This is a genomic window from Vulcanisaeta distributa JCM 11216 (assembly GCF_001315985.1).
GTDB lineage: Archaea > Thermoproteota > Thermoprotei > Thermoproteales > Thermocladiaceae > Vulcanisaeta > Vulcanisaeta distributa_E.
The window spans coordinates 49,280-75,190 of record NZ_BBBI01000008.1 but is presented as its reverse complement, the minus strand read 5'-3'; the positions used below and the strand labels follow the sequence as shown (position 1 = coordinate 75,190).

The window sequence follows — 25,911 nt, the reverse complement described above, 5'->3', positions numbered from 1 at the left end:
GTGAGTGCTAGGGTTATCACCATCTAATTTAGGCATTACTTAGGAAGTCCTCCTCGGAGAGAACGTTATTGATTGGTTCACCCTCACGCATTAGGAATTGTATGAGACCTTTATCCCTGGTTAATAACTTTAAATCCCTGGTGACGGCTGTGGCGTATAGAAGCAGGTCTATTAAGTCATTGAATCCCCCTGCGCTTAAGCCTGAGGGCCTTAATGTAACCATCAATTGTTGGTTCAGTGAGTATGAACTCATCATTTATGATTTTTAACCCCCTCACCACGGTATCCTCATCGTAATTAAGCCTGGAGAGCTTACCCAAGATTTCAATAATATTATACTGCGTATAATAGAACTCAGCCCTAAACCTCTTCCTAACCCTTGATAATGCGATTAATACATCATCTAAACCCTTAACATTAATACCCACAATAGGTAAAAGGTATGTTGTGTCAAGAAGTATTCGAACTCTCGCCCCAGTATTCATTCTGCATCTCCTCAGACTCTCTCTCGAACTCCTCAAAGGTCACCTCAGCGAACTTTTTAACCTTCAACGCATACTCAAATGGATCCTCAACACGCTCAATGATTATCCTACCACCATCAACCCTTAAAACAACGTAATCACCCTCAGAAATACCCACCGCCTCAGAAATTGCCTTAGGTATGTAAATAGTATTCTTCTTAGAAACCCTAACCCTAACCTCCAGCATACCTTAAGCTATTAATAATCTAAGCCTATAAATATTTCTGAGAAATAATTAAGTCTCAGATACTCATTAAGCCTGTACCGCCCAAGCAACCTCCTTAACTCACCAACCTCCCGTTCTAGCCTCTCGTCCCAGACGTCTAGGAATAACTCCTTAATCGTTAAGACCCAGTTAACGACCTCAGTGATGTCATCCTTAACCTCATCAAGGTCCCTATAATCGACTAGGTTTAGATCAAAGCCATTATAGGAGAATCTATGAAGCAGCAACGCCGTTTTCACGACGGCTTCCACATCTATGCCCAGCTTCTTCAAGTCCTTAGAAATACCTATTAACCCAGTGGTTGGCGCTGAATAGCCCACGTCCTCATACCAAGCCCTCCTCCTTTCATCCACACCCTCTATGATTTTAGCAAAATTCTTAACGATTAATGCGCTGACTATGGACCTAACACTCATGAACGCCCTAGCCGAGGCATTTTGAACCAAGCCCCTACCCAGCATCTCCAGGGCTAACCTAGCCTCGGTTAATCCATCAAGGACCTTGGCGTAGACATAAGTCCCAGGGTCCTTCCTATAATCCAAGTAACCAATCTCCACATTAAAGGCGCCTCGAATCACTTAATAACGCTTTTTAGAAATTCTACCCTAAACACCCTAATGCACGTAATCAAGGACAACCTTTGTTTAATCACCATCGTATTGCATGAACCATCAACGAGCATACAAGCCTGGAAACCTAAGAGCGCAGCATGAATTAGTGAGCAGCAGTAACATTACTGAGTATGTTCTTCAGTAATTCCTCGTGCACCTCCTCATCCTTCACTATACCCCCCCTAACCTCCTCAATACCCAGACCCAACTTACTGCAGGTCTCAATCACAAGCTTCGCATAAACCCTCATCATAACCTCCTCAGCAATGAATATAAGCCTACCCAAGTCCCTGCCATAATCCCTGGCCCTAATTACGTTAATTACATGGGGCCTAGTCCACCCACAATACACCCCCCCTCCACGTGCAACCCCCCCCTCAAGCGCCTAAGCGACCCAAGGAGCCTTGAGTAAATCTCGGCATGTCTCACCGAGTCCTCAGCAATCCTCCTAAGCACCTCCGAGTACTCTCTATGCACCTCTGCAAGTCTGAAGTAATGAGCAGCAATGACCCTCTCCAGCTGTATACCACAAGTGAGCAGCTGCAGTGCATGGTGTTCAAGCCCATCGTAAGACTGGGAGACCCTCATAACGGCATTCTCCGGTGCGGGGGGGAGGGCGAGGCTAATGTAAAAACCAAGCAACGCCATAACCAACCACCAGCCGGCCCAGAACAGGTTAATCACGTAGGCATAGAATAAAGCACCGCTTGTGTGGATCGCATTAAACATGCCAATGACTATAGCCGCCGTTAAGAAGGCAATGATGGCTAGGTAGTACGTGTGGTAAATGGTGAAGTGTGACGCGCCAACGCCCTTCGGCGTGACCCTAAACCCCTTCCTCCTCAGGACCCACCAGATGAATGCTATGGTGACCGGTAGGGATACTACGAATTGAATGCCTTGGTGATACATGAACTCCCTAAGTCCATAACCATACCTACCCATTATGGCTAGGTAAAACATCAATGAGAGTAGGAACACAGGGATATACGTGACCAGGTAGAGTATTGGGTTTATGCTTAGGAAGAATACCCTGAACATGAGGAATATGCTTGGCGCCAGGATACCCGCTATGGTCAGGATGCTCACGAAGAACCAGTAATAAGCGCCATTAATGTAATCCAACAACTGCGAAACACCCAACCTAGCGTTGAGTAACTTCCCAATCAATTGGAAGGTGCCAAGGGCCCACCTACTCTGCTGTGTCATATAGCTCGGCAGGTCCTTGGGGGCCTCGCCGCCCCCCCACACGAATGGTAAGTCAACATAGACACTCCTGAACCCCCTCTCATGAAGCATCACTGATGTGTATATGTCCTCAGTCACACTGCCCTCATAGAGGCCGCCAATCGATAACAAATGCCTAACCCTGTAAATAGTACTACTGCCCAGGCTAAACGCCGAGTTCCTCATGTGCCTACCCCCCCTCATTATGACCCTCAGGAAGGGTATTTGCTGTATCCAGGCGGAGAGTGCGATCGCCGTGTCAAGCCCCCCCGAGTAGTACTGCGGAACCTGCACAAAGGCGACCCTCGGGTCATCGAAGAACTGCATAACATGCTCAAAGACACCAGGCAAAAGTCTCTGATCAGCATCCATAATGACCACGTAGTCGTAATCCCCCCCACCAAAGGCCCTAAGCCAATCATTAACGGCGCCAGCTTAAACCCCCCCCTCCTACTACCCCCCCTCCTGAAGACCTTGAAGCCAAGCTCCTCCGCATAGTAATCAAGCCCTCTCCTCACGTCCTCCCTAGTCGAGTCATCAAGCACATAGACATCCCCCCCCAACTCACCAACCGCCGCCTTGGATATTGTGGCAGTCTCGGCAACGAGCCCCCCCGGAGGCTCATTAAATACTGGTATAACCACGGCAATCCTATAATTACCCGCACCGCCAACCCTCCAGGCCCTACTGAGCACGGCTCCCTCATAATCCCTACCCCCCCCTAAGCCAATAAGTAATGAACAAGCCCATAGACTGGAAGGAGACGACCATCATAAGCACCACGAAATAAGCCAAGACAATACCCCAAACCCCCCCTAACACCAATAAAGTAGGTAATAACAAGCGCGATGATAAACGGCAAAAACGCAATAAGTACATTAACAAGTCTCATTTAAGGCAAGTGTTTCATTGGCTTAATTTAAACCTTACCATAACATATTACTAACCATAATTTAATACAGGGTAACCACTGCAATAATTTTATAGGGCTCAGGCTTTGAGTCGTAATTTAACGATAAATTCAGCAATGCACCATTAAGTCCTAAAGTCACGACAATACCAAGACTACAGCAACATAAGGACGACAATAGCAAAAGTAAGTTCACGAACAATAGAAACTCCAAATCACGTAAAGTCAATTGCTGAGAAAACAATAAGCCAAGATAATAATCTCAGAGGAAGCACTTGAGTAACGATAAATCCTGGATTAACCCTGGTAGTTAACATAGACGATGCCCCAATTAGCTTGTCCAGCGCCATTTGTCCCCCGCCGCACCAAATACGTAGGTACCACTACCCGGTGGTGTAAAGTAACCATTTAAGCTCAGTGTGAAGCCGGCCGACTGTCCCGTGTTTAGGTCATATGCAGTACCAGTTAACGTATTGGTGCTAGGATTATAACTCACGGTAATGCATATGTAATCACCAGGTTGGGCTGGAAATACCCATTACCAATTCCATCCCAACCGGAGTAAGGGCTGCCCAGATTCGGGGATGGGCTTGGCCCAACATTCGCAGAAGATCCTTTACGATTCGATACTATCCAGACATTCCACTGACCCGGTGCACCATTGGTAGTGTATGCATATTGCCAGAGCGGGTTCCACTCAATGACTAGGTAGTTTGAGGGGGCTTTGTGGGAACATCACGTCACCCTGTACGGGTGAGATTACGGATGTGTATTCATTGGATGAGACGTAGGGTATTGAGTAATTGTAACTGTTACTGATTTGCCACCGAGTGGGTTTTAGGAATAGGTAAATTATGTAGCCGTCACCAACGTAGGGGTATGCCGGCGAGGTCTGGGGTGTCCCATCGTTGGAGTACACGCCTATTATTGTTATAGTGACGGTACCGCCACTGTAGCTTTCCTGCCAGAACATGGCGCCTGAGGACCAACCATATGCGGAGCTAACCATCTTAAGGATGGGCTGATTAATGCTCGTCGATATGTAATACCAGTAATTACTCGGCGAGTTCGAGGGACCGTAGTAGACAGGCCAGGAATTTGTAGGATAATACCCAGTGAATGGGTTGCCAAAGTCACCCTGGTAAACATGGGTACATACCACGCTTGCAAGCCATTTAACAGATTCATTACGTCTGATGAAGGTGGGTTTATGGTTTCCGTGAAGCCGTAGTAGTACGTTACTCCAGTGGTTGGTGAGTAGCCGTACTGGCCGTTGAATGTAATGGTACTCGTTACTGGGCCATTAAGTACTAACTTCTGCATTAGCAGGTTTGTACCTGCTTAGGCTCATGCTTCCCTGACCTGGGTATATCTGTGTGCCATTAATGTAGTCGTAGCTCATGACGGCGTTTGTGCTTAGGGTCATGGTTATGGTACCCGCAGTGCTCGTGCTCAATACGACGAGCGGTGTGGTTAGTACATAACCACTCGTTGTACTCATGGTATACGCAGTAATTGTCGAGGAGAACCCACTTAACGTTGGGCTCCACGAGGCACAGCCGCATGGGCATGAACCACTTAAGGCCGTTATTGGAGATTTTATGGGAATTGCACGTGCGGAGCCATCGTATAGTATAATTACGTCAGCAAACACAATTGTTGAAATAATCAATGCTGGCAATAACACTGTAAATAACAACATGATAATAGACATTAGGTGATGGTTACTCCTCGGCATACTCAACCACCTCGACATTACCTTTCAAGGCCTCCTTAATAGCCTCATAAATCACGTAGGCCACGGCCTCAGCATTGACTTTAAGGCTTTCATTGAGCGTGACCTCGCCTCTAGCTTTCGATAATAGCAGGACTTCATCACCCATAGGCCTAATGAGTAGGTCACCTACGGTAATACCGTCCGGAGTCTTCGTGTATGGAATACCGAGTCTGTTAAGTGCCTGTTCAATCGCCGTGAGTACGCCGTGTTCCTTAACGGCCACGGCAAGCGACCACCCCCCCTAAGCCTTAACCACCTGGCCCTGGTTAACATATTGAGTAGGGCTATTGCCGTAGCCATAATCAGTAGGTAGGTTGGTAAGCCAATGAATGAGTTATGCGGCAGTTCAATGTAGGCGTAACCGTTTGGCGTGGGCACTATTATAAAGCTCCTCACCTGTAGGTACCTCTGCTGGAATAGTACTGTGTCTATGAGCATGGTTAGTGAGAGTACGGCTAATAAGGCCGATAAATAGAGCGCGTAGACGCTCCTCCTCCAGATAATGGGGGGGATCAGGCTGAGTCCAGGGCGAAGAAGGCACTAGGAATACCGTGGGCGGTGGCACTACGTAGGTCACCCCCCCAAAGAACGTGACCACGAAACCCCCCCAGGGCATCAACCTCAGGCGGTAATTACTGCCGGAAATACCCCCCCAGGCGGGTATGAATAGCCAGGAAACCACGAAGGCAAGGACCAAGCCAAGAAGCACTAACACCTCAGGTCTCACGCCTTAACCACCCTTGGCCATCTTTATAAATATTGTGAATTGGGTTGTGTTTCCCATGGGGGGGTATACGTACGTTATTTCCATGGGCATATAAAGTGTGTAGTATGTTCCAGGTTCTATGTCGCATCCATATACGTAGGTATAACCCTCATTAGTCGGTTTAATAGGTATCTCGAGCTTAATGACGTGATTACCGGGCGGTATGATTAGGCTGATGTTGAATGGTTGATTCACCGTACTGAAGACGTAGGTGTGCGTGTATGTCGTGAATAATGAGACATTAATGGCGTAGTTAATGACTGCGGGTACCACGAGTGAGGCATTCAGGTAAACGGTCAGTAGGCAATTACTGTATGTGAAGTTGATAATGCCTATGGAGTTAACCACGTGTATGGGCACTATATCGAAAAAGGCTATGTAGGCCGTACTACCATTTAAGTACCCATAGATAATACCCTTAACACCAACACTACTTAAACCAACATACTGCGGGGTCAGGGGGAAACACGGCAACTAAGTTACTACTGACGTTACTTGATTGCCCAGTATCCACAACCTCGATCCAACCACCTAATGGCGTAAAGCTAAGTGAACCCTGCTTAATAATTGTTAACTTTACGAAAACGCCAGCACTCGTCACATTTATTGATGAGACCTTTACATACGGTACATTACTTAATGACGCCTGCCTAACAATGGATGGGGCGAGTAGGGCACTGCCCCCCCAAATAGCAATTATGGCCAGGAGGATGAGTGGGATAGAGATAAGGAGAAATATTTTGAGTGATATTGAAGCCACAAGGGCATCACCCTTGTTATGGCACTGATATCGACGTAGAGCTGACTACGTTGTAGCCGAAGTTGACGGTAACGGTCTCGCTCTCCGTACTTGTTACTGGAGTGTTCGGTACAACGTAGAGGTTTATGTAATACGTGCCGGTGCCCAATGAGCATGTTGAGCTAGGCGTTGTGGTTGGGCTACCACCACTGAGCACGGTGAATGAGCACACCGTCGAACCGCTACTGCTCATGATGTATATGGTCATTGTATTAATCATTGACGGGCCTGATGGGGGGGTGATGCTCGTTACGTATATACTACCTGCTGTGTTGACGGTTAAAGTACCGGCTTGGTAGAAGTACGCAGCGCTGGAGTTTGTTAGGGCTATTGATGCTGTAAAGCCGGTGTTAGTTCCTGTGAAGTTTATGAATGGTTCAGCCGCCGTATCTGACGGGCCAGCGTTCGGGCCTGTGGAGAATTGGAGCGGTGTGGTGGTATACGGCACGGCATTTATTGTGCCTGTATACACGTATATCACGTCAGCAAGCGCTATGGTGGCAACCGCAACCAGTGCTATTGCCACCAGTGTTAGTACTTTCCTTCTTTCGTTACCTCCCGTAGCAGTGGTGCTCATACCTTCATCGACTTTTAGTATGGAGTTAAAAACCCTTCTTTCATTTTAAGGTTGATATTAATGCTATTTAGTTGAGTTGTGTAAAAAGAGATTTTTCGTGACTATTTATTATGTATACTTTAGCCCGGGATTAAATTTAATTTATATATTTATATCGTATATCTATATATTTTATATTTTTCAATTCATCATTTCGATCATACTCTCTTTTAATGATTTTAGCGTAATTCTTTTTATTTTTGGAGTTGAATTTAATTATATGAGTAGAGGATTACCTATTAATAATCTTCCCTACAGGGCCAGGATTTACATGAATAATCAAGTCCTCATTCCCGCAAGTTTAGTTAGGGCCCTCGGCATTGAGAGGGCTAAGTACGCGGATATAGTGATTTCATTCAATGGATTTGTTATTGAGTTGAGGAATGTATTGTTGCTTAGGACTAGGCATACGGTTAGTAGGCAGTTTACGATACCAAGGAGGGTCAGGGAGTTATACGGAATTAGGCCCATGGATCAAATTGAGATACTTCAGATAAGGCCGAGGACTGTGAGGGCGTCTGAAACCGAACTTGTTAACTCAGCATGATTTTATATGCCGTATTAAGAGAGATTGAAATTTAACCTTAAAATAATGTTTTACATTTTATTACCAATGTATTGATCATTTTACATTATTAATGAATTGACAACTCTTTTTGATTCATTATTTATAACATTTTGGAAGTGGGATATCATATTCAATATAGTCAATATAGTATTATCTTAATTTTATTTAATTTATATAGGGTCCGATCAGGTAAAGGCTGTTTAGTTATTCTATTGAGGATATCGTGGAGTCGATTAGTATGTACATTACGTACCCCCATCACTGGCGAGTATATGAGTGTCATTATTAGTAGGGCGAGTGTTGGGCTTAGGGTTATTGGCCCTAGGTATATGGGTCCTAACGGTGATAGGGTAATTACAATGAGCACGAGCAGTATTGGTAGGAGCAGTGCTATGACCAGGTAAATCTCCATGAACAGACCAAGCGCCTGGGTCGCGCTCCTCAACCTATTGTACTTATTCCTGACTAGGTACTCGAGCTTGAGCATCAGTATATCGGCTAAGTTAGCGCTGATTAGGTAGGTCTCGGCTATAAGGCTGAAGATCTCGCTGTAGGTCCTTGACGGCACCCTGTTAAGGCTCACCCTAAGCGCGGTTAGTACGTCCATACCCCCCCCTCCCTGGTATCCCTGAGTATTAACCTAAACTCCCTGGCTATGTATGGGTCTCTCTCAATATTGGCAGGGTACTTATTAATTCCTCGAGCGTTAAACCACTGGCTATTAGTGGTATCATAACCATAAGTGTATTTGATAGATACCTCTCGAAATGGCTTGACCTTACATAGACCTTTGCATTAGCGTAAATAAGCACTGATAAGTAATCAACGAGTAATACAATTACTGCAAGGAGCAGTAGGCTCCTTACCACACTTATTGGTGCGAGTACGAAGGCCGCAATTAACGTAACAATAATCATCGGCGCGTACATGACTACCGCAACCGTGAAGTCCCTATTGAAGTCGTAACCGCTAAGCAAATAAAGCCTATTGACGTAATCATACACCCAACGCCTATAGGCAGCCAACGGATTAATCAAGGCAATTCACCACTAATCACGGTCCTATAGGTCCTCTCTGGATCCACGTAGTAATTCCTAGTGACCCTAAACACTGCGTCGGGTGACCTAAACCCGTACTTAGCCATGGCAGTCACAATCTCGGTCCTCCTCCTAAGCTCCTTATCAACCTCCTCCTGGGGGGTATCCTACCCATCCTCACGAGATCAGCGATCAAGGCACTATCACCTAACCTGACAAGTTCATCCTTATCCCTGCTCCACCTAAACAGGGTGTTAACCCTTAGGCCGCCCTTCATCACATCCAATAGCTCACTGATATCCATGACACGCCTGGCAATCCTATCGCCAACCCTCACCCTATTAATTAATATGAATATGTTGGCCAGGGGGGGTATCAGGGCTGGAGGAACACTCATGGGCTTAGACAACAGCCTCCTCACGGCCGCGTTTAATGAGCTGGCATGTATCGTGGCAAGGCCGGTATGCCCACTGGCCAGTCCCTGGAAGAAGACGTAGGCCTCCTCACCCCTCAACTCACCGACGACCAGGTAATCAGGCCTAATCCTCATTGAGACCTTGACTAGGTCATATGCCGTGACACTCTGCACATTGGGCGTCTCAGACTCCCTAACAACCAGTGGTACCCACTGCTCATGGGGGTATGTTAATCTCCCTGGTGTCCTCAATCGTCACTATCCTAGCCTCAGGCCTTATGAGGAACAGCAACGCATTGAGTAATGTGGTCTTACCCGCACCTGTTGGTCCAATGATGACCATGCTAATGCCATTCTCAAGCATAAACCATAGGGTCGCTAAGGCCTCGGCTCTAATGACACCGTCAGTTACTAAGTCAATGATGGTTATGGGATTAGCCCTAAACTTCCTAATGGTCACTATGGGCCCGTGGGGCGAGACATCCCTAAGCCCAAGCTCAACCCTGAGGCCCTCGGGTAGTAATCCCTCTAGTATTGGGTATGCGGAGCTAACGTTCTTACCAACCCTCTGGCTAATCTTCACAACGAGGCTATTCAACTCCTCATTGCTAAGGACAATATTAGTCCTTAAGTGCTCATACCTACTATGCCACACATAGACGGGCTTATTTGGACCATTAATATTAACATCCTCAATATAGTCATCCCTAACCAATGGGTCAATTTTACCATAACCCACCGTATCCCGCATTAGGTAATACATGACGTTCCTCAACTCATCATCACTTAACCTAACCCTTAATCTACTCATTGCCTCGTCAACCAGTGATTTCAAATAACTCTCGACACTATCATCACCAGGTAATGAACTACTCATCCTGAGCAATTCCCTGGCCCTCGCAAGCACTCTGCCTGCACCATCGCTAAGTACCGGCTCAACCACGTTATATAAATAGAGCCCAGTAATTCTGTCCCTAACAATGAGTACACCAATCAATCCCTTAACAATCTCATATTCATCAATTAATTCAGCACCCTTATTATCCACAGTATAATTCCTAAACTTTAGGCTATAAATTTTTAAATTTTAAAAGTTTAGTTTTATAATTTGAAGCAAATGCATTCCTGGAAGGCATTAATATGCGTAAGGAAGTAACACTGCGGTTAGTAACTATAGGGGTTGTGGCCATCACGATTGCATTATCATACGTGTTATTACCAAAGACCTACGTCCAAGTCAGCATCGGTAAATTAGCACTAAGCGTTCCAATACCCTACGGCATACTGGGGGGGTCACGTTAACTGCCATAGCCATCGCCATCGAGTTACTGCCACTATCGATCACCGAGTATAGGCTGTGGCGAGTAAATAACGAGATACTCATGGACATGCCCGCCGTAATCAGGGTGCTAAGGGATGGCTTAAGCTCGGGCCAACCCCCCCTAAGCGGCATTGCTGAAACGCTCGCCAGGGCTGGTAAGGTAGGCTTGGCAGGATAATAGCCGAGTCCATTAGGAAGGAGAGCATGGGCATAACAACGATGAGGGAGGACCTAACCAGGGCATCTAAAGAACTCGGTAATAACTATCTGGCAATGTTGGCCGTAATACTCGACACCGCTGTAAAATCAGGGGGGGCGAAACTTCAGGAAACGCTAGATACGGCTTACAAATCCTTTGAAGACCTAGTAAGTTATTACCTAGAAAGGGCAAACCAGGTTAAGCCCTACCTAGCCCTGATTTACGTGGTCATGGCAATATACATAGTACTCGCTGGAATAATTATCTACCTAATGATGCCGAGCATAAGCAGGATAACGATAACCACATCGACGGGCACAATCACAGCGCCAACAATATCCACCATCGACACCCAGCTATTCTCATCAATAATAGTAATGAGCGGTGTAATCCAATCCATAATTGCCGGCGTGATAGTTGGGAGGATCGTCTATGGAAGATCAATTGTTGGCTTGCTGCATGCGTCCATATTGATAATAACACTCACATTGATGAATTACATAATGTACTTAACAATATACCTAGGCATGACATGAAACTTAAGTAAACGTATAACCATAATTAAGAGAAAGATTTATAAAAGATTGAAAATAAATAGGGAATTGATGGCCAGAAATAGAAATAATAGGAAGAGCGTGGGTATAGAGCCAATCGTCGCAGCCATACTGTTGATAGTCATTACCGTGGTAGCTGCAGTACTACTCTACATGTGGTTCAGTGGGTACTTATCCGCAACAACAAGTAAGGTAAGCTCAATGGCAACACCAGAACAATTCCAGGTAGTCGCAGCAAGCCTATCAGCAACTAGTGGATTAACGGCCTACGTCCAAAACACAGGCTCAGTAACAGTAACAATAACGGGCATTTACCTATTAAATTCGACAAATGGCGGTTTGATATGTGAATTGGTAAACTCAACAGGATTTACCCCCGTTCAAATAAGCCCTGGAACAACGAGGGAGGTAACAATAACCTCAACAACAGGATGCAGCATAAGTTCTGGAACAACTTATGAATTACTATTTGTCACGTCAGAAGGCACTAAGTACACGACATCCGTGGTGGCATCATCATAGTCAAGTGAATACATTAAGCACTTTAAATCAAAATCACGCCATAAGTGATCTCCCATGGCCTCCCTCGGCATTAGTGAGGTCGTGGGCGCAACAATACTGCTGGTCATAGCCGTGGCCCTGAGCCTATTGATCTTCGGGTACTTCTACGGTTACTTGGAATCCCTCGGTTACTCACTTGCGAATATGTTTAGTAGTTCCTGCGAGTTCTCGATAATGAGCACGGCATTTAACACCACGGGCTCCTCAATAACATCAATAAGCATAGCCCTATACAATTACGGTGACAAGCAATGCGGGATATCCGGCGTGTACATACTTAATGAATCGACTGCGTACCAAGTGGCCGTGGCAAGCAACTGCATAACGAACCCACTGGCTAGGCTGGGCCCTGGCCAGGTGCTTATGCTCAATTACTCAAACTTAAATATCCCATATAATACTAATTACTTGGTTAAGGTGGTCTCCTGTGATGGGTTCACGGCCGAGGAGGGGGGGCTTGGGCAGTAGGGGGGGCTTGGGGGGGGAGCTTTACGTAATGGCCATAATAATCATGATAATCATTGTATCACTTGCCGTAATCTACTCCGTACTCAACGGCTTCAGTAAGTACGTGGCTGAGGAGAAAGAGTCATTGCAATCCCTTAGAGGTACCGAGGTGAGTGCCTCATTGAACGGCTTCAATACTGTGGGTGGTAATTACGTAATCACCATGAAGCTAAGCGGCGCTGCGCCACTTAGTAATGCAGAGGCCATATGTAAGTATGACATAGGCGGTGTACAGTACATGCAGTACTGCAGTTACGTGATTAATGATGGCGTGGTGTACGTAACGGTACCGAGCACGTTAGTAAATGGAGGGGGGGTGGGTAACCTAGTGGTGCTAGTACCAACGAGCGCGGCTTAACGCCGGGCATAAACCTCTACAGAGGACCAATAGAGGTCAGTGTAATAGCGCCATCCATCGTTTATCAGGGGGGTGTCAAGTACCGTTAATGTCATTGTTTTACTTACGAATAATTCCACAGGGTGGGTGAACGCCACGGTAATGGCAAACGTGAATGGGAATACCATGGTCAATAGCACAATAATGCCGCCAAGCGGTGTAGCGGCAATATCAATCCCGGTCAGTATAACGAGTACTGGAACCATATCAATACCAGTGACAGTACTTGTGAATAATTATACGGAGACCGTACCCACGGTACAAATAAGCGTGCAGCAATCACCAACATCCACAACCACATCATCATTACCAACCACGTGCCAGAACATGGCGTTCGGGTACATAGGAAACGCAACAACAAACTGGCTACAGAGCTATGTTTATCCTAGAGCTGGTCTAGGGCTTAGTTACGGCGATGAGGCGCTTCAGAATAGCATGATAGATGGTCTTCCCAACCCAATATACACCTATGCCATGGCAACAGCTACACCACCAAATGGGTACACAATCATGTACTACTACAACGTATTCCACCTGATGAGTATTAAGGTTGGTAATTACCCAGACGCATCGGTCTATGTATACCCTGAACAATTCACCACAGGCGCCATACCCTTCTTCTTCGTGATAACGAACAACCACTACGCAGTAGTCGTCTACTGGCAAGTGGGGACGCAAAGCCCCCCCAGCTCCTCGGCCGTAGGTAATATAGATAGTGCGGTGGAGAGCCTGACGGTGTCAAGTGGAGGCAATCAATATTATAAATTATACAACATTTTTGGGGGTCAAATACCCACGGGCGCGTGGACTGGCTACTCACTTAATGTGGCTAATTACGTTGGTGGTAATACGGATTACCAATACGTGGGCTTCGGAATATACCTGCCAAATACTCCTCAATCCCAGGGGCAGGCATACTGGGATTACATATGCATTGGGTAGTAGGACCCACACAGCGTGGGGGGGCTGGTGTGCTCTCTTCCCTTTTACTTTTGATAATAATAACGCCCGGTTAAAAGTATAAATAATAAATAACGTTGGCTAATGCATGTGTAGGTATTTTTAATAATATTATACTAAGGTTTATATCTAGGAAGATAACAAGTAGAAATAATGCCTTGGCTATTAATAAAGGTGATCAGGGACAGGCCCGGAATACTTAATGAAATAGCGGCATTATTACTAAAACATGGCATTAACATAAGGAACATAATCGGAAACTCATACACCCTAATGATAAACATAGAGGATCACATAAATGAGATAATACATGACCTGAGCACGGTCAGGGACGTAGAACCGCTGGAGGTACTCAACGGATCAATAACACCACTCGCATTCTCACAAAGACATTTCCTCATGTCGCTCAAGGCAGTATTACAACAGATGGGTACCAAAGAAGTAGAAAGAATGCTCTACAGACTCGGCTATGAATACGCAAAGGCCGTAGTTACGGATATACCGATTGGAGACCCAATAACAACAATAGAAACCTACCTATACACAGCCACGGCATACAATAGATTAATATACAAAAACATGGAGATAACGAGAGGTGAGATAAGGATCGAATTTACAAACCCATTCGACGAAGAACTCAACACAGCCTTCACAGAGGGCTACATACACGGACTAATTAATACAGCGCTAGCGAAATTACATTATATTGGTATTGAGAGGGTTAATAATGTATATAGGGCTGTGGCAAGACCTGTTGAGAGCATTGAGCTTGCATAATTGATCGGCGTTTATTCACGGCATGCTTATTGCCTAGCCTATATACATAATTTATGTAGTTATTTCGATAACCACGTTAACATGCACTCTAGTGACTTTGATATGGATTGCTAGGCAATAATATTTACCCATGAGGAATAGATCTTTTATTAATTACCTACTATTTAGGATAAATATAGATAAAGTTTAAAAGACAAAGCGTGAATTAACACTTATGATGTACTACAGAATCTATAGGGCTCTCACTGTGTTATCAATACTAGCAATAATGATAATAATTGCTCAAGCCCATGGCGCCCACGCACTTCAATCAATCTACACGCTCCAATCCTTAACCATAACCCCCCCCTACGAATGCAACTACATGCCTCTCAACTGCACAACAGATCTTAGGATAATCCTAATACCATACTATGCAAACCCATTCAATGCGTCATTAGCCGGCATGCCAAGCCTGAGTAGCCTACCCATCAATTACCCAAGCCAGGGAACCCAGTGGACCTTGATTTGGCTCCCATACCCAGCCAGCTGGTAATGGTAGTAGGACTTACATACTCGTGAGTAGGGGCACTGAGGACAAACTCCTCGTCTTCCTGGAACCCGGTGGTGCATGCACAGACTACTACACCTGTTGGTACCCGGTGCTTGGTGTCAGTACCGTATTAACCATGAACGCCACATACCCAAACATCTGGGTCGACCTCTTCGCATATACAGGAATATTCAACAGGAGCAACCCATTAAATCCCTTTAGGAACTGGACATACGTGTTCATACCATACGACACAGGCGATGTGTTCTCTGGGGATAGGGTCATGGAGTACTGCGGCATTGGCATTAACGGCATGATGGATTGCGTGACGACTTACCACGTTGGTTTTGTCGATGCAATAATGGCGATGAGGTGGGCGGCAGCCAGGGACCCTGGAAGCAGGTGGTCCTTGCAGGGTCTAGTGCCGGTGGCGTAGGTACAATACTGCTGTCATACTACGCAATACAGATATTCAATGATTCACACTTGATTGTAATTGATGACTCAGGGCCTGGCCTCACATCAACAATCAACCCACACTTCACCTTCCAAACCACAGAACAGAGCTGGGGGCTACCTTGAATTAGCGCCTCCTGGTGCACGCGAAATTATTAATGAGACGGGCGAACCATTACTTGGCCTTGAGTATGAGTTTCAAACAATTGGTAAGAACGCCACGTTCGCACTTTATGAAATGCAGGAGGACCTAGTCATGGGCACCCTATTCCTAGGCTACACACCCAGTGAGTATCAACAAGTCCTACTTTACTACACCGGAGTGCTGAGGCAATTCGCTCCGAATAACTTCTTTAGGTACCTACCCATTGGCTATGCGCACATGGTACTAGTATACCCAGTCCTACTGCCACCCAATGCCTTCTACACCTTCAGCATTTGTGGACTGCCCGTGTATAAGTGGGTGGATTTACTGCTCGAGGGTAGGCCAATTGACATAGTTCAGATAACGCCATACATCTGTATTGTTAACTCAACACAAATAGTAATCAATGTATCGACGGGCTAAGGCATGAATTATAAACTTAAAAATAAAAACCATTAGTTTTTAGTATATTATTTAAGTTCTACCGAGATATTTTAATTAATTTCTTCATGGTAATTAAAAATAATCATAATTCATTAGCGCACTGTAATAGTCAGGGTCTATATAATAGGATTCACCATAAAGCTTAAAATACTTAAGGGCGTAATAAGGCAACGTGGTCATAAAGATAAAACAACCAAGGGGGGGAACCCTTGCCGAAGACATTATTTACCACGCGAAGGCATTAATCACGGGGTTTAAGGAGGTCGTGGAGCCAAATAGACTCACGATACAGTACCCACGCGAGGTCAGGTGGGTTCCTGAGAGGTTTAGGGGGGGTTGGATAATGCTGGATATTAAGAAGTGCATAAGCTGTTTCCAGTGTGCCTGGGCCTGTCCCGTGAATGCCATCCAAATGTATAGGGCTCCCAATGGTAAGTTCTACCCAGGTATTAGGTATACCGAGTGCATACTGTGCCACTTCTGTGTTGATGCGTGCCCAGTCGGTGCCTTGATCCCCACGCCTATTCATGACATCGCCTATGTTGACTTTGATGAAGTTAAGTTCAAGCCCGAGGACATGGCTAGGCCCCCTGAGTACGTCTTTGATGAGTCTGAGAGGGTTATTAAGTATGAGATTAAGGATGGTAAGTTACTGAAGATAGCCCTTCCCAAGGATGAGATCAAGAAGAGGCTCGAGGAGCTTGATAAGGTTATTGAGCAGTCTGGCGGTGCTACCGCCACGGCCGAATCATCGGCATAATCAGTGCCTTGATTTATACCTGGGGGTAATGGTTAATACTTTGGTTTTGCCTTCTTCTATTGATGAGTATTAAGGTTAGGGTTGGTATTAGGGTTCCCAAGTTCCCCCCCAGCGTCATTAGTGGTGGTATTCGCATACTTAGTGAGTATAACTTTGACTTTGGTGTTCAGCTTGATAGGGCTAAGCTCCTCAAGCTCATTGCCTTTGGTGTGGCTAGTCCTACGGAGCTTATTAGGAGGTTGAACATGCCCAGGGCCAAGGTCTTCAGGTACTTAAACGCCCTCATTAGGCGTGGTTGGTTGGTTAGGAAGGATGGTGGTTATTACCTGGCCGCTACAATATTCCTTGTTTATAGGGTTAGGGAGTTCGGTGATTATGCGGTTCTCGAGGTTCTCAATGATAAGGGGGGCAATTGTTGATCAGAGGGCTGGTCTTGTGATTATTAATGGTAAGGAGTCACCGAGGGCTTGCCCGAGTGCCCAATGCTTCAGGAGTGCACCAGTAATATTAGGAGTATTAGTAGGTCTCTTGGTGTTACGATCAAGTCCGTGACGCCTGCCGATGCTTACCTCGAGTTGATTAGTACGATAATTAATGAGGGCCTAGTTAAGATCCTCCTTAATGATTATATTGATCTTCACGTAAATAATAGTGATTCAGCATGATTTTTATTGAAGTTTGTTTATTATGATTTTAACGTATGTACTGCTTGATTAGTTTAACAACCTCGGTGGGTGTTCTGGCCACGGGCACATTAACCTCTTGGAATGCCTTAACCTTGCTTTCGTAGGAGCCCATTCCCATGCTAACAATGGCTCCAGCATGCCCCCCCATCCTCTTACCTGGCGGTGCTGTCCTGCCCGATATGTAGGCCACCACGGGTTTCGTGACCTTCCCAGACCCTATGTACTTAGCCAATCTCTCCTCCATTGTCCCGCCTATCTCGCCGATGACCACTATGTACTTCGTCTCTGGGTCCTCCTCAAACATCTTCACTACCTCGAGTGTGTCTGTGCCGATTATTGGGTCACCGCCAATGCCCACGACCGTTGACTGCCCAATCCCTGCCTGGGTTAGGTGGTAAGATATTTCGTAGGTTAATGTTCCACTCCTGGACACAATACCGACCGGCCCCCCCGACTTGGTGTATATGTGGTTTGGTAATATGCCGACCTTAGACCTCAGTGGGCTTACAACTCCTGGGCAGTTGGGGGGGCCTATTATGGTCACGCCCTTCCTCTTTGCGTAGTTCACGAACCTTAGGGCGTCGTGTATTGGTATATGCTCTGTGATTATTACTATTAGCTTGATGCCTGCATCGATTGCTTCGTATACCGAGTCAGCCGCAAATTGGGCTGGCACGAAGATTATTGACGTATTTATGTCAGGGAACTTCCTAAGTGCCTCCTCGACTGTATCGAATACAGGTACGCCATGAACGGTCTGACCACCCCTACCCGGCGTGACTCCAGCCACCACCTTTGTACCGTATTGAAGCATATACTCCGTATGCCTTGATCCCTCCCTACCCGTTATTCCCTGGACCAGGACCTTCGTGTTCTCATTAACGAGTATTGCCATGCCCATCACCTCTTTATAGCCTTTGATAACGCCTCCATTGCCTCCTCCGCAGTCTCATAGGTTTTAAGTCCTACCTCAGCCAGTATCTTCCTGCCCTCCTCCTCATTAGTGCCCTTTAGCCTAATGAAGATTGGCTTATTGGTCTTGACTTCATTCAGTGCCTCAACAACGCCCCTGGCAACCTCGTCGCACCTCGTTATTCCACCGAATATGTTTATTAAAACAGCCTTTATCCTATCATCAGTTAATAGCATTTTCAATCCCTCCTTAACCGAATCCTTACTTGCACCGCCGCCAACGTCGAGGAAATCGGCCGGCTCATGACCATACTCCTTGACTAAATCCATGGTCGCCATCGTCAGGCCCGCGCCGTTGGCCATGATCCCCCCCACATAGCCCGTCAACTCCACGTAGTGTAGTCCGTACTTCCTGGCCTCGAGCTCCTCCATTGTGTAATCACTATCCTCAACACTGATGTCTGGATGCCTAAACAGTGAGTTGTCATCTATCATGACCTTAACATCAAGGGCTATTAACTGGCCATCGGTTGTGAGCGCCAGTGGGTTTATCTCCACAAGCTCTGCATCGTATTCGGTGAATACCCTATACATGGCCTTGGCCACGGTCACGAAGTCCTGCGCCGCAGATCCCTCTAGGCCGAGTTTTTGGGCTACTCCCCCTGATCATGTAGTCCCTTAGTCCCTCGTAATCATCTATGTAAAGCCTAATTATCTTCTCAGGGCTTTTCTTCGCGACTTCCTCTATATCGATGCCGCCCTCCGTGGACGCCAGCATTAGGTAACCCCCCCTGTTCTCCCTGTCCAGGGTTATGGATACGTAAAGTTCCTTGGCCACGTTAACCCCCCCTCCTCAAACAGCACCTTCCTAATCGGGTAGTCCTGAATAACCTTACCCAAGTAATCCCTGGCCGCGTTCTCCGCATCCTTAATGGTGTCGACCCTCCTCACTAGGCCCATCTTGGCCCTACCTGCAAAGGGTACTTGGGACTTTGCAAACAATGGGAACTTAAGGGTGTTGAGTACCTTAATGTCGTCGAGACTCTTGACTATGGCGCCCCCCCTGGGTATCTTAACGCCATACCTATTCAGCAACTCCTTGCCTTTGTATTCGAGGAGCCTCACGCTAATTTACGCAAACTAACCTTAATTTAAGTATTTGCACTATATAAAGTGATTAAGGACTACTAAGTCTCCTTATTGAGCATTATGAATCTTATGAATGCTTCATCGGCCTCTTCCTTCCTAGGTACAGCGATTATTATCGATATTCCGGGCATGGAGAAGGCTACAGCCCTTGCCTTACTTATATCTGGGAATTCCCTAGTATCGTTACCGTGAATAAGAATAACCCTACCTCCAAACCTGCTTGGGTCCATATACCTAATTATGTACGCCCTTATCTTATCCTCAAGCTTTTCCATCCCAGCCAATTATTAGAGCGCCTTAATTTTTATTTACTGCCAATGAGGATTATTTTTAATGACCACAATGAATGAGTTAATTAGGGAATTAAAATTAATGATATTGTTAATGCCTTAATGGCGGCATTCAAGGCCGGTAATAGGGACTATGTATTATCAACCGCGGAGCTGCTGCATGAGGAGTTCATGTACACCGTGTCCGAATCTACGGAATTAACCGGGGATACGCTAAGGCGGGCGTCAAAGCTCCACGCACTTTACTGCGTAAGCCTTGGTCTAATTAAGTTAATGAGCAACGAGCCAGTGAATGACAATCCCACTGATTTATTAAGGAATGCGGTGAGTGATGGAGATTTATCAAGCCTAACGCTATCATTAACTACGGCAGCAGCCCTGCTCATTAAGGGATTTACATCGTGGATTAACGAATTCAGTGAGACCACTCAAGGAATCGACAATGGCTTCATTAAGGAAATCGTCTCTTCATTCCTTGAAATTGCCAGGTTAATTAGTATTGTGAATCCTTGATTAACATAACCATGTTCTTACCCTCAACCTTAGTGATCTTAACAAGGCCTAGGCCCTCAAGTCTCCTGACGCTCCTCCACACGGTCGTCCTCGGTATGCCAAGATCCTTGGAGATATCGATCTCAAAGGCAGAACCACCCCCCCTGGACCTCAAATAATTCAGTATGGCCTTTTCGTATTCGTTAAGATTCAAGGCAGCCGTGGACACGACCTCCCCCCCCTCTCCCCCCCTTCACGTTTTCTCATTAGTGCATAGAATATGGATGAAATCGCTATAATTGCTATGATGATCGCTATGATGATTCCGTAATTATACAAATGAGTTGTTACTATTGGCGCGTGCTTTGGCGGTGTCGATATTGGTGTCGGCATTATGGTGTATAGAAACTCGCCAGGTCCCCCCCTAGCAGTTATTATTAATTCGTTATTCGTCATGTTCATGTTGATTATTGATAGTGTCATGTTTGCAATTAGTATATTGCTTGGGACAATAATCTCTACCGTGGAGTTACTAACGTTTATCCCAACGAAGTTGTTCTTTACGAATACCTTTGGTACGTATTCTACCGACACATTGGCGGTTCCCAGTACAGGTATTATTATTGATGTACCGTTTATCATGTATGCCGTTGCTGAGCCATTGACAAGGACCATAACGTATGATTGAGGCTGAACGGGTAATTGCAGCGTCACGAACTCGCCGACTAAGGTTGTGTTTAAGTTCACAACCGATGTACCATTACTATATAGCGTTATTATCCAGATGAGCATTAATGGCATTACCATAGTAGTTTTATACTACAGAATTTACTACTCTAAAAGATTTTCCTTGGTAGCGATAATGATTAAGTGCCAAGACCCCCCCAACTGGTTATGTAACGTCTCTGTTCCTCGGTCAGTTGGTCAATCCTTATGCCCATGGTCTCAAGCTTAAGCCTTGCAACCTCCATGTCGAGTTCATCAGGTAGCTTATGAACACCGAGTTGTAACTTACCCCTATTCCTTACTATGTACTCGGCGGCAAGTGCTTGGTTGCTGAAGGACATGTCCATGACCTCGCTCGGATGGCCCTCAGCGGCCACTAGGTTAACGAGCCTACCCTCAGCAAGTAGGTAGACCCTCTTACCGTTTGGTAACCTATACTCAACCACGTAATCCCTAATCCTCCTCTTCTCAGCCGCAACCCTCTCGAGGCCCGCCACGTCAATCTCCACATTGAAGTGACCTGCATTGGCCAGGACAGCCCCATCCCTCATCTTGAGTATGTGGTCCAGGGTTATTGCGTTTATGTCGCCAGTGGCCGTTATGAATATGTCACCGACCTCCGCGGCCTCGCTCATCGGCATGACCTCGAATCCATCAAAGACAGCTTCAAGCGCCCTTACAGGGTTTACCTCGGTGACTATTACCCTACGCGCACCAAGGCCCTTAGCCCTCATGGCTATTCCACGGCCAACCCAACCATAACCGGCGACAACGACTATCTTTCCCGCGACTAGTATATTCGTGGCCCTAAGTATCCCGTCCCATGTTGATTGCCCAGTTCCATACCTATTATCAAATAGGTACTTGGTGTATGAGTCGTTAACGGCGATTATTGGGTATCTGAGCGTTCCCTCCTTCGCCATTGCCCTCAGCCTAATGACGCCGGTTGTCGTCTCCTCAGTACCGCCGTAAACACCACTTATTAATTTAGCGAAGTCCCTGTCACCAGCTGTCTCCAATGCGTAGTTCGTCTCACTGCTCTTAACACCAAGGGCAAGCTTATGCAGTGTTACGGTTAGGTCGGCACCGTCGTCCATGGTAACGACCGGTTCCTGGGAAATGGCAAAACCAATCGCGTTATAGTACTCCCTCTCATTCATGCCCTTCCATGCATACACGTGTACGCCCTCCTCAGCAAGTGCGGCTGCGACTTCATCCTGCGTGGATAGTGGGTTTGAGGGCACTAGGGTTACTGTGGCCCCGCCAGCGACTAGTGTCCGGACCAAAACTGCGGTTTCCTTAGTCACGTGTAGGCTAGCCGATATTTTAACGCCCTCAAGCGGTTTATCCTTAATGAATCTCTCCCTAATCTTCATTAAAACTGGCATGTGTCTCTCGGCCCAATCAATGAGTAAGCGTCCCTTCTCGGCGAGAGATACGTCCTTGACCTTATACGCCATCTAGGTCAATACGTTGGTTCACTAAAGTATTAAAATTTTAACAGGGTCTCTATCCGTATAGTAACTTCTCCGTTTGCTTATCGAATATCTTTATCTTATGTATATTGAAGTACATGTGTACGGGTTCCCCAAGTCCAAAGCTGGTTGATGAGACAACCTTAACCTCAGTACTTTGTAGCTTAACCATCACGTTGAATTTACCGCCAGCGAATTCCGATATTTCAACAATGCCCTTACCAACATAGGTTAAGTCATTATTATTAATGACTTCCTTAGACAGAACCACATCCTCGGGCCTTATACCGAGAATCACGTCTTCGTTACCTTGCACGTTTATACTAGGTGGTAATTGAATCTTCACATCACCACCATCGAAATAGACCTTGTTGCCTTTACCAATGATTAAGCCATTAAATAGGTTTATATCACCTATGAAGTTTGCCACGAACACGTTTACTGGTTTATCATAAATCTCGTTGGGAAGACCGATCTGTTGAATGGAGCCCCTCCTAAGTACTGTGATCCTATCTGCCAGGGTCAATGCATCGGCTGGGTCGTGGGTCACGAGTATTGTGGTTATCCCAAGTTTCCTCTGGATATCCTTAACGAATGCCCTTGCCATGACCCTGATCCTGGCGTCAAGGTTACTGAATGGTTCATCCATGAGGAGCACCTGGGGGCTCCTTAACCAACGCCCTTGCGATTGCCACCCTCTGCTGCTGACCACCTGATAACTGCCTCGGGTACCTATCTAGTGTTTCAGCTATACCAAGGACCTCAGCTATTTCCCTAACCCTTTTCTCGATCTCATTCTTTGGAAGTCTCTTAATCCTTAATGGGAAGGCTATGTTGTCGAAGACCTTCATGTGCGGATAAAGGGCCCAGTTTTGGAATACCATACCCACGTTCCTATCCCTTGGCGGTATGAATATGCCCTTTCTCGGTGATGCAACGAGCGTATCACCTATCCATACCTCGCCCTCAGTTGGTTCCTCAAGGCCTGCCACGATTCTGAGTAACGTTGTCTTTCCATGACCTGACGGCCCCCCCATTACAACCATGAACTCTCCAGACCTTACCTCAAGCTCCACCTTATTTAGTGCCACTACGTTCTTTCCAAATATCTTCGTAACTTCATGAAGGTAAACCCTCACCATGACTCTACAGTGAGCACTGAATTATTTAGCAAAAATAAATTTTTCCAATAGGTTGGGTATAACCAGTTTAATTATTATGCAGAGTAAAATCGTATTGATTCACAATACGCAAGGTTCTAATTGGGGGGGAATTTATTAAAATGCCCTAAATTAATGCTTCAAGAAGCAGAATGAGCCACGTCAGTAAACGGTTTGAACATGCAGCCAAAATGTGGGGGGGTAGGGATGTTGATGAGTTCATCAAGTCCGCCTTAAACAGCTTCGGCAGTTCCATGTTCATAATGGGCCTATACTACAGGAGACCTAATTGGGCCTGGCCAAGATGGCTGAGACAGCAATTAGAGCCTACCGGCAGGGGGCTTTGAACCCGCCCAGTTAATGCCGTTTAGGAATATTCACTTTAAGGATTGGGGCATGGTTGGTAGTGTTCAGGGTGTTAATGAGGCCGTGATAGACCCGGCAATGCTCTTTATGGTCCGTAAAAACGTTGCATTCGAGGTGTGGATCTACGACGGATCAAGGCTTTACATGCCGGGTTTGCATGGATCGTTTAGGCAATACCTCGAGAGACCTGGTTATCCAATAATAATCAATGAATGGGACCTTGGCCTTATGAGGGTTGTTACGAGGTCAACGGTAGCCAGTAGGTCTGGGGGGGTTGATGTGCTAATTATTGACCTTGGAATAACTGGTTTACCGGGCAATTACATTATTTATTTGGTGACTAGGCCGTACAATGTCGATCACATGGTCGAGGTGAGGAGCGCGGGCGTCGAGGGCGATGGGTGGTTCATAACGATTAATGGCGAATTAGCCTTAACCACAGATAAGGAACCAACGCAATTTGGTTCATACGATGCAAATAAGGATGCGAGTGAGGATGCAGCCCTTGGTAGGCTTAACAGCGAGCTTTACACCAATGACGAATTAGGCTGGGCTCACGCAGCCCTTGGTTTTAATGCCATTATTAATGAGAGTAATGAGTGGAGACTCAGGGTTAAGGCCCCGATGGACCCACTCAGGAATACCCCCACACAATAGGACCTTAGTCAAGGCGGTCAGTGATGATGATGTGGTTGCGGAATTACGTAATTGGGACTCAATAAATGGGAGGTCGTTCTCAGTATCAATAAACGGTAGCGTCATTGGCGATATTCTCCGTCAATCAACCGCAAACCTGGTAATGCTTTGGGATGGGGGTAAGATAACGCCGGGTCCATTGATATACCACCTCTTCTGGATAAGGGATGGTTCATACATGGCCACGGCCCTCACAATGTCTAACCTAACGGACATGGGCAAGGCCGTTGTTGAGGAACTGTTAAGGAGGGTTGACGTAAGCGGTTATTTCAAGGCAGTGGATTTCGAAGTGAAGGAGTATGACGCCAATGGGCAGGTCTTATGGGCCGTGAGCAAGTATGTACAGTTAACGAGGGATTACGATGCATTGAGGAGGTGGTACCCAGTGATTAGGCGTGGGGTTGAGTGGTTGGAGACGAATAGGGAGGTTACTGGCGATGAGTCGATAAGAGGTTTGTTACCGCCGTCCTGGTCTGCCGAGGACACGGGGGGGCCCATGGACCACCATTACTGGGATGATATGTGGGCCATAGCCGGGTTGAGGGAGTTGGGGGGGCAGGGTGCTTAGGGATGCGGGTCATGAGGATTATGAGTGGGTTGAGAAGTTGCATAGGGAGTTCGTGGATGTATTAATTAATTCGATAAATGTTGTTAGGGCGAGGCTCGGCGTTGAGTACATAGTGCCTGCGCCAGAGAGGGTTGCTGATTCGGCGATGACTAGGGTCATAGCGGTTGTGTGGCCAACAATGGCATTACCACTCGATAACCCATTGGTCAGGAGAACGCTTGAGGTCACTGAGGAGTTGTATGGGCTAAATGGTGGTCTAGTGAATACCACCAGTGGGGGGGTACTTACGGTAGTTACCTAAC

At 46.3% G+C, this 25,911-nt stretch carries 41 protein-coding genes and 3 pseudogenes; 18 read left to right on the top strand and 26 right to left on the bottom strand.

The annotated features are described in order from the left end of the window. Nucleotides 1-28: 28 nt before the first annotated feature. The 15 genes from JCM11216_RS18080 to JCM11216_RS08150 all read right to left on the bottom strand — a co-directional run bounded on the left by JCM11216_RS18080 (nucleotide 29) and on the right by JCM11216_RS08150 (nucleotide 7,417). On the bottom strand, nucleotides 29-223 hold the full coding sequence (locus JCM11216_RS18080) for a hypothetical protein (protein WP_243675783.1): 195 nt from the start codon (nucleotides 221-223) through the stop codon (nucleotides 29-31). Beyond that, nucleotides 177-428, bottom strand: coding sequence for a hypothetical protein (locus JCM11216_RS18075; protein ID WP_243675782.1), 252 nt, complete (start codon nucleotides 426-428; stop codon nucleotides 177-179). Before JCM11216_RS18075 ends, JCM11216_RS18080 begins: the two co-directional genes overlap by 47 nt. Before the next feature lie 22 nt (nucleotides 429-450). Continuing rightward, complete coding sequence (locus JCM11216_RS08205) at nucleotides 451-711, bottom strand: AbrB/MazE/SpoVT family DNA-binding domain-containing protein (RefSeq protein WP_054853901.1); 261 nt, start codon at nucleotides 709-711, stop codon at nucleotides 451-453. 11 nt (nucleotides 712-722) lie between these two features. Next, nucleotides 723-1,307 (bottom strand): PaREP1 family protein, encoded by a 585-nt coding sequence (locus JCM11216_RS08200; RefSeq protein ID WP_054853900.1) that lies wholly within the window; start codon nucleotides 1,305-1,307, stop codon nucleotides 723-725. A gap of 157 nt (nucleotides 1,308-1,464) precedes the next feature. Beyond that, on the bottom strand, nucleotides 1,465-1,713 hold the full coding sequence (locus JCM11216_RS08195; protein WP_054853899.1) for a hypothetical protein: 249 nt from the start codon (nucleotides 1,711-1,713) through the stop codon (nucleotides 1,465-1,467). After that, nucleotides 1,683-2,960: a glycosyltransferase family 2 protein gene (locus JCM11216_RS08190; RefSeq protein WP_243675812.1), complete on the bottom strand. Its 1,278-nt coding sequence runs from the start codon at nucleotides 2,958-2,960 to the stop codon at nucleotides 1,683-1,685. Before JCM11216_RS08190 ends, JCM11216_RS08195 begins: the two co-directional genes overlap by 31 nt. An 869-nt stretch (nucleotides 2,961-3,829) precedes the next feature. Then, nucleotides 3,830-3,994: a hypothetical protein gene (locus tag JCM11216_RS18070; protein WP_243675781.1), complete on the bottom strand. Its 165-nt coding sequence runs from the start codon at nucleotides 3,992-3,994 to the stop codon at nucleotides 3,830-3,832. A gap of 201 nt (nucleotides 3,995-4,195) precedes the next feature. Continuing rightward, nucleotides 4,196-4,660: a hypothetical protein gene (locus JCM11216_RS08185; protein ID WP_054853897.1), complete on the bottom strand. Its 465-nt coding sequence runs from the start codon at nucleotides 4,658-4,660 to the stop codon at nucleotides 4,196-4,198. A gap of 141 nt (nucleotides 4,661-4,801) precedes the next feature. Beyond that, nucleotides 4,802-5,236, bottom strand: a complete 435-nt coding sequence (locus JCM11216_RS18065) for a hypothetical protein (protein WP_243675780.1) — start codon at nucleotides 5,234-5,236, stop codon at nucleotides 4,802-4,804. Further along, complete coding sequence (locus JCM11216_RS08170; protein WP_054853894.1) at nucleotides 5,223-5,498, bottom strand: hypothetical protein; 276 nt, start codon at nucleotides 5,496-5,498, stop codon at nucleotides 5,223-5,225. The genes JCM11216_RS18065 and JCM11216_RS08170 overlap by 14 nt, the downstream gene beginning before the upstream one ends. After that, a complete protein-coding gene (locus tag JCM11216_RS18060) occupies nucleotides 5,402-5,653 on the bottom strand; it encodes a hypothetical protein (protein ID WP_243675779.1) in 252 nt (83 codons plus the stop codon). The genes JCM11216_RS08170 and JCM11216_RS18060 overlap by 97 nt, the downstream gene beginning before the upstream one ends. Then, entirely contained in the window at nucleotides 5,622-6,002 is a 381-nt protein-coding gene (locus tag JCM11216_RS08165; RefSeq protein WP_243675778.1) for a hypothetical protein, read from the bottom strand. The genes JCM11216_RS18060 and JCM11216_RS08165 overlap by 32 nt, the downstream gene beginning before the upstream one ends. A 3-nt stretch (nucleotides 6,003-6,005) precedes the next feature. Further along, on the bottom strand, nucleotides 6,006-6,515 hold the full coding sequence (locus tag JCM11216_RS08160; RefSeq protein ID WP_243675777.1) for a hypothetical protein: 510 nt from the start codon (nucleotides 6,513-6,515) through the stop codon (nucleotides 6,006-6,008). Continuing rightward, the gene (locus JCM11216_RS08155; RefSeq protein WP_054853891.1) at nucleotides 6,472-6,801 is read right to left on the bottom strand and encodes a hypothetical protein; all 330 of its coding nucleotides are present in this window, start codon (nucleotides 6,799-6,801) and stop codon (nucleotides 6,472-6,474) included. Before JCM11216_RS08155 ends, JCM11216_RS08160 begins: the two co-directional genes overlap by 44 nt. 16 nt (nucleotides 6,802-6,817) lie before the next feature. Next, nucleotides 6,818-7,417: a hypothetical protein gene (locus JCM11216_RS08150; protein ID WP_054853890.1), complete on the bottom strand. Its 600-nt coding sequence runs from the start codon at nucleotides 7,415-7,417 to the stop codon at nucleotides 6,818-6,820. A 259-nt stretch (nucleotides 7,418-7,676) separates the two neighbouring features. Between JCM11216_RS08150 and JCM11216_RS08145 the strand changes: the two genes are divergently transcribed. After that, a complete protein-coding gene (locus tag JCM11216_RS08145; RefSeq protein ID WP_054853889.1) occupies nucleotides 7,677-8,003 on the top strand; it encodes a hypothetical protein in 327 nt (108 codons plus the stop codon). 160 nt (nucleotides 8,004-8,163) lie between these two features. Here JCM11216_RS08145 and JCM11216_RS08140 read toward each other — a convergent pair whose 3' ends face one another. The 3 genes and pseudogenes from JCM11216_RS08140 to JCM11216_RS08130 all read right to left on the bottom strand — a co-directional run bounded on the left by JCM11216_RS08140 (nucleotide 8,164) and on the right by JCM11216_RS08130 (nucleotide 10,227). Beyond that, nucleotides 8,164-8,631 (bottom strand): type II secretion system F family protein, encoded by a 468-nt coding sequence (locus JCM11216_RS08140; RefSeq protein ID WP_054853888.1) that lies wholly within the window; start codon nucleotides 8,629-8,631, stop codon nucleotides 8,164-8,166. 46 nt (nucleotides 8,632-8,677) lie between these two features. Next, nucleotides 8,678-9,061, bottom strand: coding sequence for a hypothetical protein (locus tag JCM11216_RS08135; protein WP_054853887.1), 384 nt, complete (start codon nucleotides 9,059-9,061; stop codon nucleotides 8,678-8,680). A gap of 112 nt (nucleotides 9,062-9,173) precedes the next feature. Continuing rightward, nucleotides 9,174-10,227: pseudogene (locus tag JCM11216_RS08130) on the bottom strand (type II/IV secretion system ATPase subunit). Between the two features lie 774 nt (nucleotides 10,228-11,001). Between JCM11216_RS08130 and JCM11216_RS08125 the strand changes: the two are divergent. The 12 genes from JCM11216_RS08125 to JCM11216_RS18050 all read left to right on the top strand — a co-directional run bounded on the left by JCM11216_RS08125 (nucleotide 11,002) and on the right by JCM11216_RS18050 (nucleotide 17,754). Continuing rightward, nucleotides 11,002-11,532, top strand: coding sequence for a hypothetical protein (locus tag JCM11216_RS08125; protein ID WP_054853886.1), 531 nt, complete (start codon nucleotides 11,002-11,004; stop codon nucleotides 11,530-11,532). Between the two features lie 69 nt (nucleotides 11,533-11,601). Then, nucleotides 11,602-12,072, top strand: a complete 471-nt coding sequence (locus tag JCM11216_RS08120) for a hypothetical protein (protein WP_054853934.1) — start codon at nucleotides 11,602-11,604, stop codon at nucleotides 12,070-12,072. 54 nt (nucleotides 12,073-12,126) lie between these two features. After that, a complete protein-coding gene (locus JCM11216_RS08115; protein ID WP_054853885.1) occupies nucleotides 12,127-12,579 on the top strand; it encodes a hypothetical protein in 453 nt (150 codons plus the stop codon). Next, on the top strand, nucleotides 12,539-12,976 hold the full coding sequence (locus tag JCM11216_RS08110) for a hypothetical protein (protein WP_243675776.1): 438 nt from the start codon (nucleotides 12,539-12,541) through the stop codon (nucleotides 12,974-12,976). Before JCM11216_RS08115 ends, JCM11216_RS08110 begins: the two co-directional genes overlap by 41 nt. Nucleotides 12,977-13,048: 72 nt before the next feature. Continuing rightward, a complete protein-coding gene (locus tag JCM11216_RS08105) occupies nucleotides 13,049-13,957 on the top strand; it encodes a hypothetical protein (RefSeq protein ID WP_054853883.1) in 909 nt (302 codons plus the stop codon). A gap of 171 nt (nucleotides 13,958-14,128) precedes the next feature. After that, nucleotides 14,129-14,752 carry an ACT domain-containing protein gene (locus JCM11216_RS08100; protein ID WP_054853882.1) on the top strand — a complete coding sequence of 208 codons (624 nt, stop codon included), beginning with the start codon at nucleotides 14,129-14,131 and terminating at the stop codon, nucleotides 14,750-14,752. Nucleotides 14,753-14,966: 214 nt separating this feature from the next. Continuing rightward, nucleotides 14,967-15,287: a hypothetical protein gene (locus JCM11216_RS08095; protein ID WP_054853881.1), complete on the top strand. Its 321-nt coding sequence runs from the start codon at nucleotides 14,967-14,969 to the stop codon at nucleotides 15,285-15,287. A 22-nt stretch (nucleotides 15,288-15,309) separates the two neighbouring features. Beyond that, nucleotides 15,310-15,720, top strand: coding sequence for a hypothetical protein (locus tag JCM11216_RS08090; protein ID WP_054853880.1), 411 nt, complete (start codon nucleotides 15,310-15,312; stop codon nucleotides 15,718-15,720). Nucleotides 15,721-15,783: 63 nt separating this feature from the next. After that, nucleotides 15,784-16,308 (top strand): hypothetical protein, encoded by a 525-nt coding sequence (locus JCM11216_RS08085; RefSeq protein WP_054853879.1) that lies wholly within the window; start codon nucleotides 15,784-15,786, stop codon nucleotides 16,306-16,308. A 193-nt stretch (nucleotides 16,309-16,501) separates the two neighbouring features. Continuing rightward, nucleotides 16,502-17,089, top strand: a complete 588-nt coding sequence (locus tag JCM11216_RS08080; protein WP_054853878.1) for an NADH-quinone oxidoreductase subunit I — start codon at nucleotides 16,502-16,504, stop codon at nucleotides 17,087-17,089. A gap of 62 nt (nucleotides 17,090-17,151) precedes the next feature. Further along, nucleotides 17,152-17,508 carry a helix-turn-helix domain-containing protein gene (locus tag JCM11216_RS18055; protein WP_243675775.1) on the top strand — a complete coding sequence of 119 codons (357 nt, stop codon included), beginning with the start codon at nucleotides 17,152-17,154 and terminating at the stop codon, nucleotides 17,506-17,508. Between the two features lie 48 nt (nucleotides 17,509-17,556). Then, entirely contained in the window at nucleotides 17,557-17,754 is a 198-nt protein-coding gene (locus JCM11216_RS18050; RefSeq protein ID WP_243675774.1) for a hypothetical protein, read from the top strand. A gap of 28 nt (nucleotides 17,755-17,782) precedes the next feature. Here JCM11216_RS18050 and sucD read toward each other — a convergent pair whose 3' ends face one another. From sucD to JCM11216_RS08060, 4 genes and pseudogenes are all read right to left on the bottom strand, one after another. Beyond that, nucleotides 17,783-18,670 (bottom strand): succinate--CoA ligase subunit alpha, encoded by an 888-nt coding sequence (gene sucD, locus JCM11216_RS08070; RefSeq protein ID WP_054853933.1) that lies wholly within the window; start codon nucleotides 18,668-18,670, stop codon nucleotides 17,783-17,785. Nucleotides 18,671-18,675: 5 nt separating this feature from the next. Then, the gene (locus JCM11216_RS18045; protein WP_243675811.1) at nucleotides 18,676-19,017 is read right to left on the bottom strand and encodes a hypothetical protein; all 342 of its coding nucleotides are present in this window, start codon (nucleotides 19,015-19,017) and stop codon (nucleotides 18,676-18,678) included. Nucleotides 19,018-19,284: 267 nt separating this feature from the next. Further along, nucleotides 19,285-19,812 (bottom strand): annotated as a pseudogene (locus JCM11216_RS18040) (ADP-forming succinate--CoA ligase subunit beta); the annotation flags it as partial. A gap of 62 nt (nucleotides 19,813-19,874) precedes the next feature. Further along, a complete protein-coding gene (locus tag JCM11216_RS08060; protein ID WP_054853877.1) occupies nucleotides 19,875-20,111 on the bottom strand; it encodes a hypothetical protein in 237 nt (78 codons plus the stop codon). A gap of 117 nt (nucleotides 20,112-20,228) precedes the next feature. Between JCM11216_RS08060 and JCM11216_RS08055 the strand changes: the two genes are divergently transcribed. Continuing rightward, on the top strand, nucleotides 20,229-20,639 hold the full coding sequence (locus JCM11216_RS08055; RefSeq protein WP_243675773.1) for a hypothetical protein: 411 nt from the start codon (nucleotides 20,229-20,231) through the stop codon (nucleotides 20,637-20,639). On the opposite strand, the gene JCM11216_RS18035 is transcribed toward JCM11216_RS08055, so the two are convergent. The 4 genes and pseudogenes from JCM11216_RS18035 to JCM11216_RS08040 form a co-directional block, all read right to left on the bottom strand. Further along, nucleotides 20,620-20,847, bottom strand: a complete 228-nt coding sequence (locus JCM11216_RS18035) for a helix-turn-helix domain-containing protein (RefSeq protein ID WP_243675772.1) — start codon at nucleotides 20,845-20,847, stop codon at nucleotides 20,620-20,622. The genes JCM11216_RS08055 and JCM11216_RS18035 overlap by 20 nt on opposite strands. Continuing rightward, nucleotides 20,829-21,425: a hypothetical protein gene (locus JCM11216_RS08050; protein WP_243675771.1), complete on the bottom strand. Its 597-nt coding sequence runs from the start codon at nucleotides 21,423-21,425 to the stop codon at nucleotides 20,829-20,831. Before JCM11216_RS08050 ends, JCM11216_RS18035 begins: the two co-directional genes overlap by 19 nt. A gap of 59 nt (nucleotides 21,426-21,484) precedes the next feature. Continuing rightward, nucleotides 21,485-22,804 (bottom strand): adenosylhomocysteinase, encoded by a 1,320-nt coding sequence (gene ahcY / locus JCM11216_RS08045; RefSeq protein WP_054853876.1) that lies wholly within the window; start codon nucleotides 22,802-22,804, stop codon nucleotides 21,485-21,487. Between the two features lie 49 nt (nucleotides 22,805-22,853). Further along, a pseudogene (locus JCM11216_RS08040) lies at nucleotides 22,854-23,961 on the bottom strand (ABC transporter ATP-binding protein). A gap of 170 nt (nucleotides 23,962-24,131) precedes the next feature. Here JCM11216_RS08040 and JCM11216_RS18030 point away from each other — a divergent pair. From JCM11216_RS18030 to JCM11216_RS18015, 4 genes are read left to right on the top strand one after another with little or no spacing between them, the layout of a single operon-like run. Continuing rightward, the gene (locus JCM11216_RS18030) at nucleotides 24,132-24,326 is read left to right on the top strand and encodes a hypothetical protein (RefSeq protein ID WP_243675770.1); all 195 of its coding nucleotides are present in this window, start codon (nucleotides 24,132-24,134) and stop codon (nucleotides 24,324-24,326) included. Between the two features lie 49 nt (nucleotides 24,327-24,375). Continuing rightward, nucleotides 24,376-25,002 carry a hypothetical protein gene (locus tag JCM11216_RS18025; RefSeq protein ID WP_243675769.1) on the top strand — a complete coding sequence of 209 codons (627 nt, stop codon included), beginning with the start codon at nucleotides 24,376-24,378 and terminating at the stop codon, nucleotides 25,000-25,002. After that, nucleotides 24,941-25,609, top strand: coding sequence for a hypothetical protein (locus JCM11216_RS18020; RefSeq protein ID WP_243675768.1), 669 nt, complete (start codon nucleotides 24,941-24,943; stop codon nucleotides 25,607-25,609). Before JCM11216_RS18025 ends, JCM11216_RS18020 begins: the two co-directional genes overlap by 62 nt. Continuing rightward, nucleotides 25,602-25,910 (top strand): hypothetical protein, encoded by a 309-nt coding sequence (locus JCM11216_RS18015; protein WP_243675767.1) that lies wholly within the window; start codon nucleotides 25,602-25,604, stop codon nucleotides 25,908-25,910. The genes JCM11216_RS18020 and JCM11216_RS18015 overlap by 8 nt, the downstream gene beginning before the upstream one ends. The last annotated feature ends 1 nt before the right edge of the window (nucleotide 25,911 follow it).

What these genes read in the sequence shown, in the direction of transcription:
- JCM11216_RS18065 (WP_243675780.1), bottom strand. Translation starts at nt 5,236, where the DNA reads ATGCCGAGGAGTAACCATCACCTAATGTCTATTATCATGTTGTTATTT.
- JCM11216_RS08140 (WP_054853888.1), bottom strand. Translation starts at nt 8,631, where the DNA reads ATGGACGTACTAACCGCGCTTAGGGTGAGCCTTAACAGGGTGCCGTCA.
- JCM11216_RS18080 (WP_243675783.1), bottom strand. Translation starts at nt 223, where the DNA reads ATGGTTACATTAAGGCCCTCAGGCTTAAGCGCAGGGGGATTCAATGAC.
- JCM11216_RS08115 (WP_054853885.1), top strand. Translation starts at nt 12,127, where the DNA reads ATGGCCTCCCTCGGCATTAGTGAGGTCGTGGGCGCAACAATACTGCTG.
- JCM11216_RS08085 (WP_054853879.1), top strand. Translation starts at nt 15,784, where the DNA reads ATGACTCAGGGCCTGGCCTCACATCAACAATCAACCCACACTTCACCT.
- JCM11216_RS08050 (WP_243675771.1), bottom strand. Translation starts at nt 21,425, where the DNA reads ATGGTAATGCCATTAATGCTCATCTGGATAATAACGCTATATAGTAAT.
- JCM11216_RS08190 (WP_243675812.1), bottom strand. Translation starts at nt 2,960, where the DNA reads ATGGATGCTGATCAGAGACTTTTGCCTGGTGTCTTTGAGCATGTTATG.
- JCM11216_RS08060 (WP_054853877.1), bottom strand. Translation starts at nt 20,111, where the DNA reads ATGGAAAAGCTTGAGGATAAGATAAGGGCGTACATAATTAGGTATATG.
- JCM11216_RS18030 (WP_243675770.1), top strand. Translation starts at nt 24,132, where the DNA reads ATGAGCCACGTCAGTAAACGGTTTGAACATGCAGCCAAAATGTGGGGG.
- JCM11216_RS08100 (WP_054853882.1), top strand. Translation starts at nt 14,129, where the DNA reads ATGCCTTGGCTATTAATAAAGGTGATCAGGGACAGGCCCGGAATACTT.
- ahcY (WP_054853876.1), bottom strand. Translation starts at nt 22,804, where the DNA reads ATGGCGTATAAGGTCAAGGACGTATCTCTCGCCGAGAAGGGACGCTTA.
- JCM11216_RS18055 (WP_243675775.1), top strand. Translation starts at nt 17,152, where the DNA reads ATGAGTATTAAGGTTAGGGTTGGTATTAGGGTTCCCAAGTTCCCCCCC.
- JCM11216_RS08150 (WP_054853890.1), bottom strand. Translation starts at nt 7,417, where the DNA reads ATGAGCACCACTGCTACGGGAGGTAACGAAAGAAGGAAAGTACTAACA.
- JCM11216_RS18020 (WP_243675768.1), top strand. Translation starts at nt 24,941, where the DNA reads ATGAGTGGAGACTCAGGGTTAAGGCCCCGATGGACCCACTCAGGAATA.
- JCM11216_RS08095 (WP_054853881.1), top strand. Translation starts at nt 14,967, where the DNA reads ATGATGTACTACAGAATCTATAGGGCTCTCACTGTGTTATCAATACTA.
- JCM11216_RS08125 (WP_054853886.1), top strand. Translation starts at nt 11,002, where the DNA reads ATGGGCATAACAACGATGAGGGAGGACCTAACCAGGGCATCTAAAGAA.
- JCM11216_RS18025 (WP_243675769.1), top strand. Translation starts at nt 24,376, where the DNA reads ATGGTTGGTAGTGTTCAGGGTGTTAATGAGGCCGTGATAGACCCGGCA.
- JCM11216_RS18045 (WP_243675811.1), bottom strand. Translation starts at nt 19,017, where the DNA reads ATGGATTTAGTCAAGGAGTATGGTCATGAGCCGGCCGATTTCCTCGAC.
- JCM11216_RS08205 (WP_054853901.1), bottom strand. Translation starts at nt 711, where the DNA reads ATGCTGGAGGTTAGGGTTAGGGTTTCTAAGAAGAATACTATTTACATA.
- JCM11216_RS08055 (WP_243675773.1), top strand. Translation starts at nt 20,229, where the DNA reads ATGGCGGCATTCAAGGCCGGTAATAGGGACTATGTATTATCAACCGCG.
- JCM11216_RS08145 (WP_054853889.1), top strand. Translation starts at nt 7,677, where the DNA reads ATGAGTAGAGGATTACCTATTAATAATCTTCCCTACAGGGCCAGGATT.
- JCM11216_RS08120 (WP_054853934.1), top strand. Translation starts at nt 11,602, where the DNA reads ATGGCCAGAAATAGAAATAATAGGAAGAGCGTGGGTATAGAGCCAATC.
- sucD (WP_054853933.1), bottom strand. Translation starts at nt 18,670, where the DNA reads ATGGCAATACTCGTTAATGAGAACACGAAGGTCCTGGTCCAGGGAATA.